This is a genomic window from Rhizorhabdus wittichii, from assembly GCF_017607425.1.
Classification (GTDB): domain Bacteria; phylum Pseudomonadota; class Alphaproteobacteria; order Sphingomonadales; family Sphingomonadaceae; genus Rhizorhabdus; species Rhizorhabdus wittichii.
This window is the reverse complement of the sequence record NZ_CP059319.1, coordinates 5,433,446-5,449,370: the sequence shown is the minus strand read 5'-3', so window position 1 is coordinate 5,449,370 and position 15,925 is coordinate 5,433,446. Positions and strand designations below refer to the sequence as shown.

At 66.9% G+C, this 15,925-nt stretch carries 13 protein-coding genes; 1 reads left to right on the top strand and 12 read right to left on the bottom strand.

The window, feature by feature from the left end:
- Nucleotides 1-112 precede the first annotated feature (112 nt).
- The 11 genes from HRJ34_RS25865 to HRJ34_RS25815 all read right to left on the bottom strand — a co-directional run bounded on the left by HRJ34_RS25865 (nucleotide 113) and on the right by HRJ34_RS25815 (nucleotide 13,101).
- Nucleotides 113-1,546, bottom strand: coding sequence for an NAD-dependent succinate-semialdehyde dehydrogenase (locus tag HRJ34_RS25865; RefSeq protein ID WP_208632864.1), 1,434 nt, complete (start codon nucleotides 1,544-1,546; stop codon nucleotides 113-115).
- Nucleotides 1,547-1,551: 5 nt separating this feature from the next.
- Nucleotides 1,552-2,265 carry a dienelactone hydrolase family protein gene (locus tag HRJ34_RS25860; protein WP_208632863.1) on the bottom strand — a complete coding sequence of 238 codons (714 nt, stop codon included), beginning with the start codon at nucleotides 2,263-2,265 and terminating at the stop codon, nucleotides 1,552-1,554.
- Nucleotides 2,266-2,319: 54 nt separating this feature from the next.
- The gene (locus HRJ34_RS25855; RefSeq protein WP_012050334.1) at nucleotides 2,320-3,381 is read right to left on the bottom strand and encodes an LLM class flavin-dependent oxidoreductase; all 1,062 of its coding nucleotides are present in this window, start codon (nucleotides 3,379-3,381) and stop codon (nucleotides 2,320-2,322) included.
- A gap of 100 nt (nucleotides 3,382-3,481) precedes the next feature.
- A complete protein-coding gene (locus HRJ34_RS25850; RefSeq protein ID WP_226948958.1) occupies nucleotides 3,482-4,768 on the bottom strand; it encodes a flavin monoamine oxidase family protein in 1,287 nt (428 codons plus the stop codon).
- A 209-nt stretch (nucleotides 4,769-4,977) separates the two neighbouring features.
- A complete protein-coding gene (locus HRJ34_RS25845; RefSeq protein WP_208632862.1) occupies nucleotides 4,978-6,126 on the bottom strand; it encodes an MFS transporter in 1,149 nt (382 codons plus the stop codon).
- A gap of 112 nt (nucleotides 6,127-6,238) precedes the next feature.
- Complete coding sequence (locus tag HRJ34_RS25840) at nucleotides 6,239-6,655, bottom strand: ester cyclase (protein WP_208632861.1); 417 nt, start codon at nucleotides 6,653-6,655, stop codon at nucleotides 6,239-6,241.
- Between the two features lie 51 nt (nucleotides 6,656-6,706).
- Nucleotides 6,707-7,093: a YybH family protein gene (locus HRJ34_RS25835; RefSeq protein ID WP_208632860.1), complete on the bottom strand. Its 387-nt coding sequence runs from the start codon at nucleotides 7,091-7,093 to the stop codon at nucleotides 6,707-6,709.
- A gap of 77 nt (nucleotides 7,094-7,170) precedes the next feature.
- Nucleotides 7,171-9,462, bottom strand: a complete 2,292-nt coding sequence (locus HRJ34_RS25830; RefSeq protein WP_226948957.1) for a TonB-dependent receptor — start codon at nucleotides 9,460-9,462, stop codon at nucleotides 7,171-7,173.
- Between the two features lie 271 nt (nucleotides 9,463-9,733).
- Complete coding sequence (locus HRJ34_RS25825) at nucleotides 9,734-10,888, bottom strand: aromatic ring-hydroxylating oxygenase subunit alpha (RefSeq protein ID WP_208632858.1); 1,155 nt, start codon at nucleotides 10,886-10,888, stop codon at nucleotides 9,734-9,736.
- Between the two features lie 118 nt (nucleotides 10,889-11,006).
- Nucleotides 11,007-12,017 (bottom strand): hypothetical protein, encoded by a 1,011-nt coding sequence (locus tag HRJ34_RS25820; protein ID WP_208632857.1) that lies wholly within the window; start codon nucleotides 12,015-12,017, stop codon nucleotides 11,007-11,009.
- Between the two features lie 67 nt (nucleotides 12,018-12,084).
- Nucleotides 12,085-13,101, bottom strand: a complete 1,017-nt coding sequence (locus HRJ34_RS25815; protein ID WP_208632856.1) for an NAD(P)-dependent oxidoreductase — start codon at nucleotides 13,099-13,101, stop codon at nucleotides 12,085-12,087.
- Nucleotides 13,102-13,450: 349 nt separating this feature from the next.
- Between HRJ34_RS25815 and HRJ34_RS25810 the strand changes: the two genes are divergently transcribed.
- The gene (locus tag HRJ34_RS25810) at nucleotides 13,451-14,446 is read left to right on the top strand and encodes a helix-turn-helix transcriptional regulator (RefSeq protein ID WP_226948956.1); all 996 of its coding nucleotides are present in this window, start codon (nucleotides 13,451-13,453) and stop codon (nucleotides 14,444-14,446) included.
- 148 nt (nucleotides 14,447-14,594) lie between these two features.
- Here HRJ34_RS25810 and HRJ34_RS25805 read toward each other — a convergent pair whose 3' ends face one another.
- Nucleotides 14,595-15,920 carry an amidohydrolase gene (locus HRJ34_RS25805; protein WP_208632854.1) on the bottom strand — a complete coding sequence of 442 codons (1,326 nt, stop codon included), beginning with the start codon at nucleotides 15,918-15,920 and terminating at the stop codon, nucleotides 14,595-14,597.
- Nucleotides 15,921-15,925: the final 5 nt, after the last annotated feature.

Genomic DNA, 15,925 nt, shown 5'->3' with positions numbered 1-15,925 from the left:
CATCCCGCGCTTCGCTGCGCGGCGGCGGCTCGGGAAAGGTGCAATGGGGGCCGGTCGGCAGACAGGTCATCGAAGGCCAATCGCGGGGCCGGGGTCGTCGGCTCCCGCGCGATCAGAAGCCCAGGCAGATATATTTGATCTCGAGATACTCCTCGATCCCGTGGCGCGATCCCTCGCGACCGAGACCCGACAGCTTGACGCCGCCGAACGGCGCGACCTCGGTCGAGATCAGGCCGGTGTTGACGCCGACGATCCCGGCCTCGATCGCCTCGGCCACCTTCCAGATGCGGCCGATGTCGCGCGCGTAGAAATAGGCGGCGAGGCCGAACGGCGTGGCATTGGCCATCGCCACCACATCCTCGTCGCGTTCGAAGCGGATCACGGGCGCCACCGGCCCGAAGGTCTCCTCCCGCGTGACCAGCATGTCCTGAGTGACGTCGCGGATCACGGTGGGGACGTAATAGCGATCGCCGAACGGACCGCGCCGGCCGCCGGTGACGATCGCGCCGCCCTTGTCCAGCGCATCGGCGACATGCTCCTCCACCTTCGCGACGGCGGCGGCGTCGATCAGCGGGCCGATCTGGGTATCGGCGGCACGGCCGTCGCCGACCCTGAGCGCCGCCGCCGCCTCGGCCAGCCGCTCCACGAAGGCGTCGTAGATGTCGGCCTGGGCGTAGAGGCGGTTGGCGCAGACGCAGGTCTGCCCGGCATTGCGGAACTTGGAGGCGATCGCCCCTTCGACCGCCGCATCGATGTCGGCGTCGGAGAAGACGATGAAGGGCGCGTTGCCGCCCAGTTCGAGGCTCAACTTCTTGATGGTCGGCGCCGACCGGGCATAGAGCGCCGCGCCGACCTCGGTCGATCCCGTGAAGCTGAGCTTGCGGACCGCCAGACTGTCGAGCAGCGCCCCGCCGATATCGGCCGCGCCGCCGGTGACGACGTTGAGCACGCCCGCCGGAATGCCCGCCTCCTCCGCCAGCGCGGCGATGGCGAGCGCGGTGAACGGGGTTTGCGACGCCGGCTTGACGATCGCGGTGCAGCCGGCCGCCAGCGCGGGGCCGATCTTGCGGGTGATCATCGCCGCCGGGAAGTTCCAGGGCGTGATCGCCGCGACCACGCCGATCGGCTGCTTCAGGACGATGATGCGCTTGTCGGCGGCGTGCGGCGGGACAACCTCCCCATAGATGCGCTTCGCCTCCTCGGCATACCATTCGATGAAGGCGGCGGCGTAGCGTATCTCGCCCTTCGCCTCCACGATCGGCTTGCCCTGCTCGGCGGTCAGCAGCGCGGCCAGATCGTCGATCCGCTCGATCATCAGGTCGTGGAAGCGGCGCAGGATGCGGGCGCGATCGGCGGCGAGCAGCGCGCTCCACGCCGGCTGGACGCGCTCGGCCGCGGCGATCGCGCGCTCGGTCTCCTCCCGACCCAGCTTCGGCACACGGCCAAGGGCGGCGCCGGTGGCGGGGTTGTCGACGATGATCCAGTCGTCGCCCGACACCCATTCGCCATCGATCAGGCAAGCCTCGCGCTGCAACGCCATGCCCATGCCGGTCAGCCCAGCACTTCGAGGAACAGCGCGCGCATCGCCTCCCACGAGCGGCGGTCGGCATCGGCATCATAGGCATAGGCCTCCGATCCGAGCGCATCGGCGTCGCGGTTGGTGAAGCTGTGACGGGCGCGGCCGTAGAGATTCATCTGCCAATCGACTCCGCCGGCGATCATCTCGCCCGTAAAGGCCTGCAGGATCTCCGGCGTCACGAACGGGTCCTGCGCGCCGTTGCAGATCAGCAGCTTGCCGCGGATCGCGGCCGCATCGACGTGGCCGGTGCCCTGGAGGCCGGCGTGGAAGCCGACGACCGCCTTCAGGTCCGCGCCCGTCCCTGCCAGCTCGATCGCCGAGGTGCCGCCGAAGCAATGGCCGATCGCCGCCAGCCGGTCGGGGTCGACCATCGGCTGCTCGGCCAGCCCGCGCAGCGCGGCGGCCAGCCGGCCGTGCAGCTCGGCCGGATCGCCCAGCAGCTTGCCGATCCAGCCGAGGATCGCGTCCATGTCGCCCGGCGTCTCGCCGAATTCGTCCATCGCATAGGCGACATAGCCGAACTCTCGGACGATCCGCTCGGCACGCTCGATCGCGTGCTCGCCGAGGCCGGTGGCCTCGTGGATGACGAGGACGCCGGGCCGCTCGCCCGTCCGCGTCTCGTCCCAGATGAGCCGTCCGGTCAGGGCGGTTCCATTATGGACGACGGTAAGATCCTGGCTCTTCATGAGCGGCCTCCAGCAAGATAGCGCGGTTTGGAAAAAGGGACGCCGGCCGGCGGATCACCAGCCCTTGATCTCGGGCATCACCTTGTCGACGAACAGCTTCCGCGAGGCGTAGACGTCGTCATAGGGCATGCCGGCATAACCGAGCGAAACCGCGAGGTCGAAGTCGCCGATCAGCTCGCGCCGCTCGCGCAGCTTGTCGATGATCCGGGCGGGATCGCCCCACAGATTGGCTTCGAGATAGGCGTCGATCACCGCCTGCTGGTCGGTCTCGCGCAATGTCCTGGCCATTTCGGCATAGGAGGCATAGGCGCCGCCCGACTGGGCGAAATTCTCGCTGAGCAGCTCATAATGCTCCAGCACCTGGACATAATAGCCGGCCATGTAGGTGCGGGCCATGTCCTCGGCGCGCTTCAGGTCCTTGTCGACGAACATCAGGTCGGACGTGATCGGCGGCGGCGCGGCGGCACCGTTCGCAGCGCGATAGATGTCGCGGTGGCGCTGGACGTCGGCCGCCGCGACGGCCCAGGGCGCGTTCGAGAATTTCATGCAGCCCAGGCCCAGCGCGCCGGCGGCCTCGACCGACTGGGGCGACATGCCGACCATGTAGACGCGCCCCTTGAAGCTGCGCGACGGGCGCGGGCGGACCTCGATGCGCGGCTGCTTGTAGAAGTGGGTATCGGCCTCGACGAAGCCGGTCTCCAGGCCGTTCAGCACGATCTCGGCCGCCTCGTCGAAGCGCTGGCGCGATTCCGAGAAGGGCACCCGCAGCGCGTCGAACTCGCGCTTGGCGAGGCCGCGCCCCATGCCGATGATCACCCGACCGTCCGAGACATAGTCGAGCATGATCGCCTTCTCGACGACGCGCAGCGGATCGTTCCAGGGCAGGATGAAGGCTGCCGGCATCAACTTGATGCGCTTCGTCTTCCCTGCAATATAGCTTAGCAACTGGGCGTTGTCGGGCACCATCGCATAATCGAAGAAGTGATGCTCGACCGGCATCAGCATGTCGAAGCCCATGGCCTCGCCTTCGATCGCTATATCGAGTTCTCGACGATATATTTCGCTATCGTCCGTTCCAGGGCGCCCCTGGAACAGAAGCTGGATACCGATCTGCATTATGGACTCCAATGTCTTGGCTATGACTGGTCGATGGACAAGCGATGCAACGGGCGCCTGACAGCGGCGAGGTTAGGGTTGGCCAAAGGGCGCCCGCGGCTCAGCCCCGCCCCAGAATCCCGCCGATCCGGCGTGCCGCGCGGGCGCCGGATTCGATCGCTCCGGTCAGGAAGCCGGCGAATTGCGGGGCGAAGTCCGCCCCGGCGAAGCACAGCCGCCCGATCGGCCGGTCGAGCCGGTCGACGAAGCGGGCCATCTGCCCGAGCTTGAGCGATCCGCTGCCGCCCAGCGAGAAGGGCTCGCGGCCCCAGTCATGGCCAACGAAGCCGGCCAGACGAGCCTCCGGGACGAAACGGCGCAGCGCTGTCTCCAGCCGCGCCGCGCCGTCACGAACGCCGATCGCGCCCTCCATCGCATAGGCCGACAGCAACTGGCCGTCGTCGATGGTGCTGTGGGTGAAGGTGAACTCGAACGGCTCGATGCCGGCTGGCGCGAAGCTGTTCACCACCCCCGGCAGGTCCCGCACATGCAGGATGAAGTTACAGAGGCGCGGCGCGGCCATGCCCTCGGCCGCCGCCTGGCGATGATCGGCGGGAAGTTCTGGCGAGAAGCGGATCGCGCGCCACGCCTCGACCGGGGTGGCGACCACCGCGGCGCGGGCGGCGAAGGCCGTGCCGTCGGCGGTGCGGACCGAAACGCCCCCGGCGCCCTGCACCACCTGCGTCACCGGCGCGTCGAGCCGAAGATCGAACCCGCCGTCGGCACGGATCGCCTCGCACAGCGCACGCATCGTGCCGCGCAGCCGATAGACCGCGAACAGCGCCATGAAGCTCTCATAGGTCCATAGGCCGTTGGCCATGCGCTGCATCGCCCAGGCAAGACTCACCTGATCGAGCGGCCGGCCGAAATCGCTGAAGATCGCCCGCAGTGCGCTATCGTCGACCGGATCGAGCCGGATCGCGCGCAGTCGGTCCTCGACCGACATCCGATCGAGCGCGGCGAGGCGATCGCCGCTGGCCTGGACGGCGAAAGGGGTGGCGAGCGCCGCCTGAAGCGCGGGATCACCCCAGAAGGCGGCGAGGCCGCGCCGCAGTCGGCCGTCGAGTTCCTCCGGCGTCATCGCGCGGAAGGCGCCGCCGACCCCGATGAAATAGCGGTCGGCAACCGGCCGTTCGACCACCTCTAGTTCGTAGCGTTGCACTTCGCGCCAGATCGCCGCCTGGTGCCAGTGGAACCATGTCCCGCCGCTGTCGACCGCCTGCCCGGCAAGCTGATCCCAGGCGACCCGGCCGCCGAGCCGGGGCCGTGCTTCGAGCATCAGGACGCGATGCCCGTCCTTGGCAAGGTCGCGCGCGGCGATCAGACCGGCGAGACCGCCGCCGATCACCAGACGTCGATCGGCCGATCGGCCGCCACCGTCGACCTCGCCGAAGCCCCGCCAACAGCCCGACCCCGCCCGCGATCACCCGCGCCGGCCGACAACCATCCCGCCCATGCCAACCTCCCGGAAAAGCGCCCGGGCGCCATGCTGGCGTCGCGGGTGCGGTTTCACGAGGTGGGGGGAGGCCAAAGCACCGGGCGGCACCCCTCCCTTCTTCAGGCTCGGGCGGGCACCGGCAGCTCGCGCCGCGCGGACAGGGCCAAAGCGAGGCCGATCGCCAGCACCGCGATCGACAACAGCCCAATCGGCGCCCGGCTGGGCATCACCACCAGCAGCGCCGCCAGCGCCGGACCGGCCGCCGCGCCGAAATTGATAGCGCTGCCGCCCAGCGACGTCCCCCGCCCGCTCTCATCGAGACCGGCGAGCAGGCTCATCAGATAGGATGTCGTGAAGGGGGTGGTCATGTTGAAGACCATGATCCCGGCCGCATAGGCCTCGACCGACCTCAGACAGTAGACGGTGAAGGCGACGAACATCTGCACGCCGAAGCCAATCGCGAGCGGCAGCGCATGACCGAACCGGTCGCGCATCGCCGCGGCGGCGAACCCGCCCAACGGAGTGGTGAAAGCGGCGATGGTGAGCAGCAGCGCGAGATCGACCGCACCGAAGCCGACGCCCGTTCCCGCCTGCTCGGCATAGGCCCAGACCGCCGCTTGCGACAAGTACATCAGCGCGAGCGCGCCGAGCGCCCGCAGCAATCCGCGCGGCAGCCGGCTCGGCCCCCCGCCGGCCGCACCGGCGGAAGCGGCGACGCCAGGGGACAGAAGGAAACCCGCGCCGCCGACCGTCGCGAGCAGCAGCAGTTCGACCAGGAAGGTCGCCTCGCGACCCACCGGCGCAGCCAGGGTGCCGGCGCCATAGATCGACACGCCGAAGTTGATCGCGATCATGATCTGCATCCAGGCGATCGTCCGCTCGGGATGGCGCGCGAAGACCGACAGCGCGTTGGTCGCGGCCGCGATCAGGCCCGACCCGATCCCGAAGAACAGCCGCAGCGGGATCAGCCATGATGTGTCCGCGACGACGATCGATCCGGCCGAGGCGAGGAGCGCCAGCGCGATCCCGGCGAGAGTCAGCCGGCGCTTGTCGAGCGCGACGATGCGCGGGCTGATCGACACCACGGTGAGCGCGAGGGCAAGCAGTTCGCAAGCAGCGATCCAGCCGGCCGCCGACGGCCCCATGCGATAGTCGACCGCCAGCGCGGTGACCTCATAGGGCAGCAGGGTGATCGTGAGCCATGCGAGCGGGCTCACCACGATCAGGGCGACGTTCTGCGCCGGACTCAGCGCGGTGGAAGCAGTCATCGGCGGGCAGGTCCTTCTGCGCCGATGCCCCGCGCTCCGGGCCGGAACGGGAGCTGGCGGGTCCGGTCCGCCCGTGAACCAAGCTATGCCGGACCGCGGCGGGCGTAAATCGTCAGCCGCCGATGCCGAGCTGCGTCGACAGCGCGACCATGTCCCAATAATCGGCGAGATAGCTGATCTTGCCGTCTTCGAACCGCAGGAAGGACGCGCCGCGGATCTCGAAGCGCTTGCCGGTCGGCTTGCCCAGCAGCTCGGTTTCGCCGGTGAAGGTGCCCGACAGCGTCCATTCCGCGCCGCCGGCCCTGGCATCGGCGGTCGCGGCCACCAGTTTCATGGCGATGTCGGGAAAGGCGATGATGCTCGTTTCGTAGAATTCGCGGAACTGGCCATGACCCTTCATGACCTTGCCCAGCGGCACGTCGTCATAGACGACATCATGATGGAACAGCTCGAAAAAGGCCTGGCTGTCCCTGGTCTCCCAGGCGCCGATGACGCGTTCGACGAGCTTCAGATTGTGGGGATCGGACATCGGACTTTCTCCAACTCTGGATCGGACTCTTCGCTTCAGCATCATTCCGGCTCAGGATTTGGCGCTGCCCTGAGGGTCGTCGATCGCGAAGCGCCAGCTTCCGTCCGCCTGCTTGCGGACGACCGCGAGGGTGTGGAATGGTACGCTCATCGGCTGACCATCGGGCCCGGTGCCGTCGATCCGCCCCCGGGCCCGGGTGGTGGCGAGCTTGCCGTCGACGCTCTCGATCACCGCGACCTCGTCCAGCGCCACCTTCGGCTTCATCGCGATCAGGCCGCCGATCTCGGCGCGGATGTCGGCCGCCGAGTTGGTGACCTCGCCGCTGAAGCGGACGAAGGCGCAGCCCTCCTCATAGAGCGTCAGCGCCTCTTCGATGTCGCCTTCCTCGAACGCGCGCGAAACCGCGGCGTCGATCTCCCTGGGATCGAAAACCTTCATGGACAATCCTCCTGCCGGGCCGGCGGCGCCGGCGCGCGATGCGTCGCTCGGATGGGCGCCGGCATTGCGATGTTGCGTCAGAATTCGAAGCGTGCCTCGATGCCATATTCGCGGGGCCGGCCGCGCTGGGCGAAGTTGTAATTATAGCCGGCGCCCAGATCGGCGACGAAGTTCAGCGTCTTCTCGTTGAAGATGTTCTTCATCCAGGCCGACAACGAGAGGCGCTTGCCCGGGAGCTGCCAGGTCAACCGCGCATCGTGGAGCGAATTGGCCTTCTGGCTGATCAGCGGGAGGTTGAAGGCGCTGTAATAGACGCGCGAGGTGAAGCGGGAGTCGGTGTGCAGCAACAGGCCGCCGAAATCGCCTTCGGCCAGGCGCCAGTCGATGCCGCCGCTCAGCGTCCATTCCGGCGCCAGGATCAGCCGCTTGCCCGAAAGGTCGACGCCGCTGACGGTCACCTCCCGAAACTTGGCGTTGAGATAGGCGACGCTGAAGCGGACGGTCAGCGGATCGAGCGGCTGCGCCACGACGTCGGCTTCGACACCCCAGAGCCGCGACCTGGGCGCGCTGGTCAGGAGCTGGAGGAAGTTCGGCGTGACGTCGATGAACTGCTGGTCGCGGTAGATATAGTAGAAGGCGGCGGTGTTGATGCGCAGGCGCCGGTCGGGCGTCTGATATTTCAGGCCGACCTCCCAGGAGTCGAGCCGCTCGGGCCCGACCGCCGTCACCTCCTGCGCGGCGAAGAAGGCCTGGCCGTTGAACGCGCCGCCGCGCCAGCCGCGGCTGTAATTGGCATAGGCGAGCGCGCCGCCGGCGAACTCCTGCGAGACGCCGAGCTTCCAGCTCAGATTCTCCGACTTGAGCTTGTCGACGGGCGGCCGGTCGAAGATCACCGCGGCGTTGAGCACCTCCTGCCCGGTCGCCGGATCGAGATAGCGCAGCGTGCTGCGATAGGATTTCAGCCGGTTGTTGTCATGGGTGTAGCGCAGGCCGAGGGTAAAGCTGAGCCCGGAGTCCAGCTTGTAGCTGTTCTGCGTGTAGAGGGCGAGGCTGGTGCGGACCTGGCGCAGGGCATTGTCGTAGCCGCAGCCGGTCAGCCCGTCGTCGAAACAGTCAAGCTGGCCGTTGCCGTCGGCGTCGCCCGCATATTCATAGTAGAATTTGTAGGTCGTCCGGAAATCGACCTTGTCGCGATAATAATAGGCGCCGACCATCCATTGCAGCGGCCCGTCACTGGTCGAGGCGAGGCGCAGGTCCTGCGAATAGGCCTTGGCCCTGCTGTAGAAATCCGCTTCCTGGATGCGAAACGGCGTCGCGTCCGAGTCCTCCTGCGAGAACCAGCGGCCTTCGTCATAGGCCGACACCGCGGTGAGCGCGACGCTGTCGCTCAGGTCCCAGTTGGTGGTCAGCGAAACACCCTGGTTGTGGATGTTGATGACCCCGTCCCGATCCGATTCATTCTCGAAGAAGCCGAGGCCGGCGCGGGTATAGCCGGTGCCGAAGCCGACGCCGCCGGGCCCCGCCACGCCGATGTCCTTGGCGAGGCCGCCATAGGCATTATCGGGGGTCGATCGGGTCCGCGTGCCGCGCAACAGGAAGCGCAGCCCGTCGCTCGGCTTGTAGAGCAGGCTGGCGCGCAGGGCGAAATCGTCGATCGAACCCTGGTCCTTCTTGCCGGGCAGCCGGTTGCGCACGAAGCCGTCGACATTGGTGTAGGAGAAGGCGATCCGGCCAGCGAGCTTGTCCTCCACCAGCGGCACATTGGCGCCGCCGTTAACCTCGCGCCGCGCGAGGTTGCCGATGCCGCCCGACAGATAGCCGGTCCAGCCATCCCCGAGATCGGGCTGCTTGGTGAAGATGTTGACCGCGCCGCCGGTGGTGTTCTTCCCGAACAGCGTGCCCTGCGGCCCGCGCAGCACCTCGACCCGGTCGAGATCGAATATCTGGAGCGACGACAGGACCGGCAGGCCCTTATAGACCTCGTCCACATAGAGCGCGACCGGGCTCGACTGGTTATGACCGAAATCGAGCGAGGAGATGCCGCGGATCGAGAAGACCGGCAGGCCGTCGCTGAACGGACCGGTCACCTGCAGGCTGGGAATCTGCGACACGATCGAGGTGACGTTGCGGATTTTCTGCTGGTCGAGCTGCGCCGAGGACAGCGCGCTGACCGACACCGGCACGCGCTGGAGATTCTCCGATCGCTTCTGCGCGGTGACGATGATCTCGCCCAGGCCGCCATCGTCGGATGCTGCCTCCTGGGGTGGGGCGGCCGCGGGCGCCTCCGCCGTCTGCGCCATCGCCCGGCCGCCGATCGCGATCGTAGCCAGCGAGGCAAGGAGCACGCCCCGCGCGGTTGCTACCGTCATCATTCCCGCCCTTTCGTTTGTTTATCGTCGCGCATGCCGATCTTGCTGACCAGTCGGTCTCTGCGACGTATCCCGTCTATCGATGCTCGCCGGGGGCAGGCAGGTGCGGATTGTCCAAATCAGGGGGTGAGACTTGACCTTTTCGTACCGCCTCGACGAGGTCAAGCAATGATCGAGCGCCCTTCAATAGTCACATCGACTATTTTCTACGGATAAACTTACCAATATTGCCTGCATCCGGACTTCTTCTGTCCGCCCGACATGATCGAATTCAGCCCCGCGCCGCCAGCTTCAGCCCGGCCGGGGGATCGATCATCCGGTCGAGATACCAGTTCTGGAACTGCCAGATCGGCTTTTCGAGATGCGAGAAGCGGGTCGGCTCCCAGCCGTCGGATTCGAGCCCGGCCTGGACGCCGCGGCAGATCACCAGGTCCTCACTGTTGATCCGATCGATCCAGGCGCCCATGTCGGCGATATGTTCGGCGGCGCCCGGCTGATCCTTGGCCCCGTTCATCATGTACATCGTCCAGACGAAGCGCGTCTTCCTGTGCGCCACGATCTCGGTGACATAGGTGCTGACGCTGTCCTCGCTCACCGACATCAGGAATTGCGGGTGGAGCGCGAAGAAGGACAGCCGCTGCCCCGCCCATTCGGGCACGCCCGCGATCCTGGGACCCGCGACCATCGGCTCCGGCCCGGTATAGGGTGTGTAGAGATCGTGCCAGTTCCGCCCCCGGCCGTCTGACGAATAGGAATGCTCGGCGGGCGAGATGGCGTGGAACGAGTCGCGATGGACGGCGATGGTGTGATAATTCTCGTTGGCGTTCTCGAGCATCACCTTCCAATTATAGTCACCCTCGATCTCCGACCGATGGACCGGCTCCATCGCGCCGATGTCCCACGGGCTGATCAGCTCGATCAGGTCGGGGATCCTCACGGCCAGCGGCTCGGCATCGGCATCGAAATTGATGAAGATCATGCCGTTGACGATCTCGTGGCGGATTTCGGTGAGCCTGACCGCGCAGGGATCGAACCCCTCCGCCTTGCCCATGCCCGGCGCGACCTGGAGCTGACCCGTCGTGTCGTAGTTCCAGGCATGATAGGGGCAGACGAACGCCGGGGCGTTGCCCGCGCCGCTGGCCACCGCCATCGCGCGATGCTTGCAGACGTTGAAGAAGGTGCGGATCAACCCGTCCTTGCCGCGCACCACCAGCACCGGCTCCCCGACCACGGTCAGCGCGACATAGTCGCCCGGCCGCGCCACCGCGCCGACATGCGCGGCATAGAGCCATTCGCGCTTGAATATCCGCTCCCGCTCCCGCTCGAACACGGCGGGATCGAGATACATGCGCTTCGGCATCCACTGCGCAGTCTCCAGCGGCTTGCGGACGCGCTCGAAATCCTCGGCTCGGAAAATATCGGACATTGCCGCTCCTCTTGGATGTGGATCGGCCGCGCTGCGGCCCGTTCGTCAGGGGAATGCCGTGCCTTCCACCCGCCCGACAGGGGCGGGATGGCCAAAGCGGCGGCGCGGTCGGTGCGGCTCAGAGCTTGCGTATCTTCGTGCCGAACTGCTGCATCCGCTTCACGACATGGGCGGGATCGAGCAGCGTCTCCGGATTGTAGAGTCCGGGGCCGACCGGCGGGCCGCCGGCCAGACCCATCATCCGTTCCATGCACAGGACGGCCCCGCGCGCGCTCATCGCCGCATAGCCCGCCTCGTCCTCCAGTTCGTAGCGCTCGCGGGCGTGGACGCCGTCATGCCGTTCGCCCTCGATCTCCACGGATATTTCATGCGAGATGCCTTCGCCCCGGAAGGAGCGCGCGGTCTTGTCGAGCGCAAAGGCCATGTCGACCGACCGGGCTCCCGTCTCATTGGCGAGGGTGATGACGTCGGGCAGCGCGAAGCCATGCGCAGGCAGCGTGCGGCCGTCGCTGCTGGTGATGTTCAACGCCTCCGATCCGTTGCGGCGCCATTCCCACTTGCGGTCGCGCCGGACGAGGTAGGACGGCACGCCGAAATTGCCGGTGACCATGTTCGAGGAAGCGGAGCCGCCTCCGCCGAAATCGACCGGATCGAAGATAGCGCTGACCGTCAGCCTGTCGATCGATCGGAAACCCCTGGCGAGCTCGAGCGCCGCGACCGGCATCGATCCGCCGTGCAGATGGCCGAGCAGCAGCAGCGGGGCCCCTTTCGGATTGTGGATGTGCCGCGCGATGAACGGCGCGAAGTCGTACACATATTCGGAGAAGGCCGCGTAGGGGATATGCTGTTCCTCGGCCAGGGTCATGCCGTACAGGGCGCGATCCTTGATCATCGGGATGAAGCAACTGAAGCGCTTCCCCTTGGGAAGACCCAGCCCCGGCGTCATGATGTCGGCGGTCATCGCCTCGGCATGGCCGACCTCGGCCGCCAGTTCCTGCGCCTTTTCCAGCCGCCGTCCGGCGATCACGAAGGGAAGGTCGGGATAGAGCCGGCGCAAGCTGCGCGCCGCCTCGCTGCCGACCGGTCCATAACCGACGAAGAGCACCGGCTCCTTCGAAGACAAGCTCATTTCCGCGTCTCCTCACCTGACGCCGCCGCGGCGTCCAACAATGTCCGTATCGATCCGGACGGGGGCTTCAGGCAGCGACCTGGCTGAAATCGGCACCGAACTCGGCCAGGCGGCGAACCGCATCCTCCGGGTCGATCAGCCGCTCGGGCAGATAGAGGCCCGGCGTGGCCGGAGTTCCGCTCGCAAGGCCCAGCAGGCCTTCGAGCCCCAGCGCCACGAACAGCGCGGTCAGCGGTGCCTGGCCGGCCGGATGGACGATCCGGTGGACGCTGCGCCGCGGCACGCCATCCTTGCCGGTGCCGGCGATCTCGATGCCGATCTCGGTCGAATGATGGTCGCCGGCCCGGCGCGCCGGCGTCTCGCCGATCGCGAGATCGAGCCGGACCGAGGCCGCGCCGGTCGCCGCCGCAAGGCTGACCGAGTCGAGCGGCGAATAGGCCTGGGCCGGCACCTCGCGCCCCGCCGAGTCGACTAGGGTCGACTCGGCGAGCTCGCCGCCGACCCAGAAATAGTCGCCGTCGTGCCGGATCATCGCAAAAGGTGCGTGGCCGGTGATGCGCTCATAATCGGCATAGGCTGCAGGCCCACCCATGTCCCGCTCGTCGAGCAGCGCGGTGACCCGAATCGAATCGATCGCGGCATAGTCCCTGGCGGCATGCAGAGCCGGCAGCACCGCGGCGCCCGCCAGCCACTGGCTCGACAGCATCATCGCCGCCGCGCCGGGGTTTCGAATGTGGAGCGCGACCTCGGGAGCGATCTCGAAGGCCCCGCTGGAGATGCTGAGATAGGGAATGCGCCGCGCCTGCGCCTCCGCGGCGGCGTGGAGCCAGTCGTCCTTGACGAACAGCGCCAGGGCGCTGAAGCGCCGATCAGGCGACAGGCCCAGGTCGGGCCGCTCGAGATTGACCTGCACCGCCACGGCGCCGTCGATGCCGCTCGCGACCGCCTCGGCCTTGGCGATGTCGCGGCCGCCGATCGCGATCGGCAAATCCCGATACATCCGGCGCAAGATCGTCGCGGTGATGCTGCCCACCACGCCGGAACCGCCGATCAATAATATGGGCGCGTCGATGTTGTTCGCCATTGCCGATTTCCCTTCCGATGACCGGGCCGGCCAGGCCGTCGGCTCGTTCAGCCGACACTCCCGGAACGCCTCGCCCGACGGGGCCTAGCAACCGCCCTATCCTCCTGAACATGTGCGCAGTGGCCGTTTGCCATCGATCTCATTTTGGAGACATCGCCGACCGACTGGTGTCGAGGAGTCACCAAAACGGCTGCCGAATATCAAATAATATCATTATTTTTCAATATATTAATTAGATTTCCCTGCAATTTCGGCGTGAGAACAAGCGGTTTTGATTTGGTCGGTAACTTCGCATATTGTAGTACACATGACATATAAAAATTATGTCATAAGACTTATGGAGAGCGAGATGACCGCTTGGGCTCAGCAGATGCAACTCACCGCCGGCGATGCGGTCTTCACCGGCCCGGATGTCGCTCTGATGCGCACCCTGATCGCAGACGAGACGACGGACGCGCACGGCGGCCCCGGCCTGTCGCTGATGGACCAGGCGCGAATCGCCGCCGACGCGGCCGGCCCCGCGCTGATCGACCGCGTGTCGCAGCCGCTCGGCCGCTACGGCCAGGCCGGATCGGCGATCCTCACCTCCTCGACGCTGCGGGTCGCGCTCGCCTCGATGAACACGATCGCCCCGCTGCTGAACCTGCGACACGAGCTGGTGCTCGCCTCCTGCTCGGGCGACGGCGTGGTGCTGTTCCGGCCGTTCTCCGGGATCGACGCGGCGGCTCGGGACGCGCTGCTGCCGCTTGACGCGGCCAAGGTCGCGCTGTTTCTCGTCCAGCTTCTCGACGGCACCGACAGGACCGTCCGCCTCGTCGCCCCACCCCGCTGGATCGCCAGCTTCGCACGATCGCTGATATTGGCCGATCGGGTCGAACTGATCGAGGGCGACATGTTCGAAATCCGCGTACCCGGCCCGTCCGCAACCATGCCGTTGCCCGGCCGCTGCGTCGCCGGCCATGCCCGTTGGATGCGCGCCTGCATTCGCACCATCCGCGACATGGTCGAGGATCGGCTGCTGGAAAGCGTGCGGCGGCTGGTCAACACGGCGACCGACGACGCCCCGTCGTTGAGCGACGTCGCCGCGCGCCTGCATCTCTCGGCACGCACGCTGCGCCGGCGGCTGGCCGATCGCGGGGTCAGCTTCATGCGGATCGTCGACGAGGAGCGGCGCAGCCTGGCCCTACAATATGTGATGGGCGGCGAGATGACGGTGGAATCGATCGCCGAGCGGCTGGGTTACAGTGAGAGCGCCAATTTCCGCCACGCCTTCCGCCGCTGGACCGGCTCCTCGCCACGCAACTATCTGGCAAGCAGCCAGATGCTCGACGCCGTCCGAGCCTGATCGATCGGAGCTTCCCGAACGGTGGTCGGTCCCCTCTTGATGCAGCCGAGCCAGCTTGATGAAAATCAGAACTGCCGCCGCGATCTGTCCGACGGAGGAGGCTCCCGGCGGTGGGACGCAATCATCGAGATACGGCCCGTTCCGCGCGTCAATTTCCGAGTATGTTCAGCACCGCCAGCGTCATCGCCTCCACGCCCGTCCGGATCGTCGGCTCGGGAGCCGAGGCGTAATAGGGTGAATGATTGAAGGGCAGCGGCGGTCCGCCATTTTTGGCGGCCTGCACCCGGGCCGAGTCATAGATGCCGATTTCGAAGAAGAGCGAGTGCGACACGCCAGCCGCCGCGTAAGCCGAATAGTCTTCGCTCGCCGAGATGAAATCCGTTTTCGGAATCGCGTTCGGACCGAAGGCTTCTCGGAACACCGCCGCCGTCCGGTCGGTTAGATCGGGCTCGTTGACGACCGAGTCCGATCCATCGCCGATCTTGATATCGGGTTCCGGCGCGCCGGCCATCATCGCGGCCGCACGCGCGACACGCTCGACCCCGGCCACCAGCTTCGCCCGCACCTGTGGGTCGTAGTTCCGGATCGTGCCCTCCACCCTGACCTCGTCGGGGATGATGTTGCCCGCCGTTCCACCCTGGATGGCGCCGATCGTCACCACGCCGGGAAGCTGCGGATTCTTGTCGCGGCTGACCACCGATTGCACTTCGACGATGAAGCGCGCGGCGACCAGCACCGGATCGATCGCCTTGTCCGGGCTGGAGCCATGGCCCCCGCGCCCCTTGAAGGTAATCGCGATGCTGTCGACGTTCGATGTGAGCACGCCCGCCCGGTAGAGGACCTGGCCGGCGGCATAGGGCCCGGTGTGCAGCGCAAACCCGTAGTCGGGCTTGGGAAAACGCTCGAACAGCCCGTCCTTCAGCATCGCCTGCGCGCCGCCCACCGTTTCCTCGGCCGGTTGGGCGATGAACATCAGCGTGCCCTGCCAACGGTCCTTCATCGCCATCAGGGAACGGGCAGTGCCCACCCACGAAGCCATGTGGATATCGTGCCCGCAGCTATGGGCGACGAAGCTGGGCTGCCCCCGGTAATCCGCCTGAACGCGCGAAGCATAAGGCAGCCCGGTCTTCTCCTCCATCGGCAGGGCATCCAGTTCGGTTCGAACCAGCACGGTCGGCCCGGGTCCGTTGCGGACGATCGCGACCACGCCGGTTCCGCCGACATGCTCGGTCACCGTGAAGCCCAGCTTGCGCATCTGCGCGGCGAGCAGCGTCGCCGTGCGCGTTTCCTGGAAACCGAGTTCGGGATGGGCGTGGATGTCGGCATAGAGACGGAGGATATCCGGATAGCTCTGATCCAGATTGTGATCGATCCTGCGCTTGGCCGTCGCGACGTCCAGCGCCTGGACCGGTGTCGCCCAGGCGCAAAGCGCGAGCGAGAGCAGAAGGCCGGCACGCGGTCCGATCATGAGCATTGTCC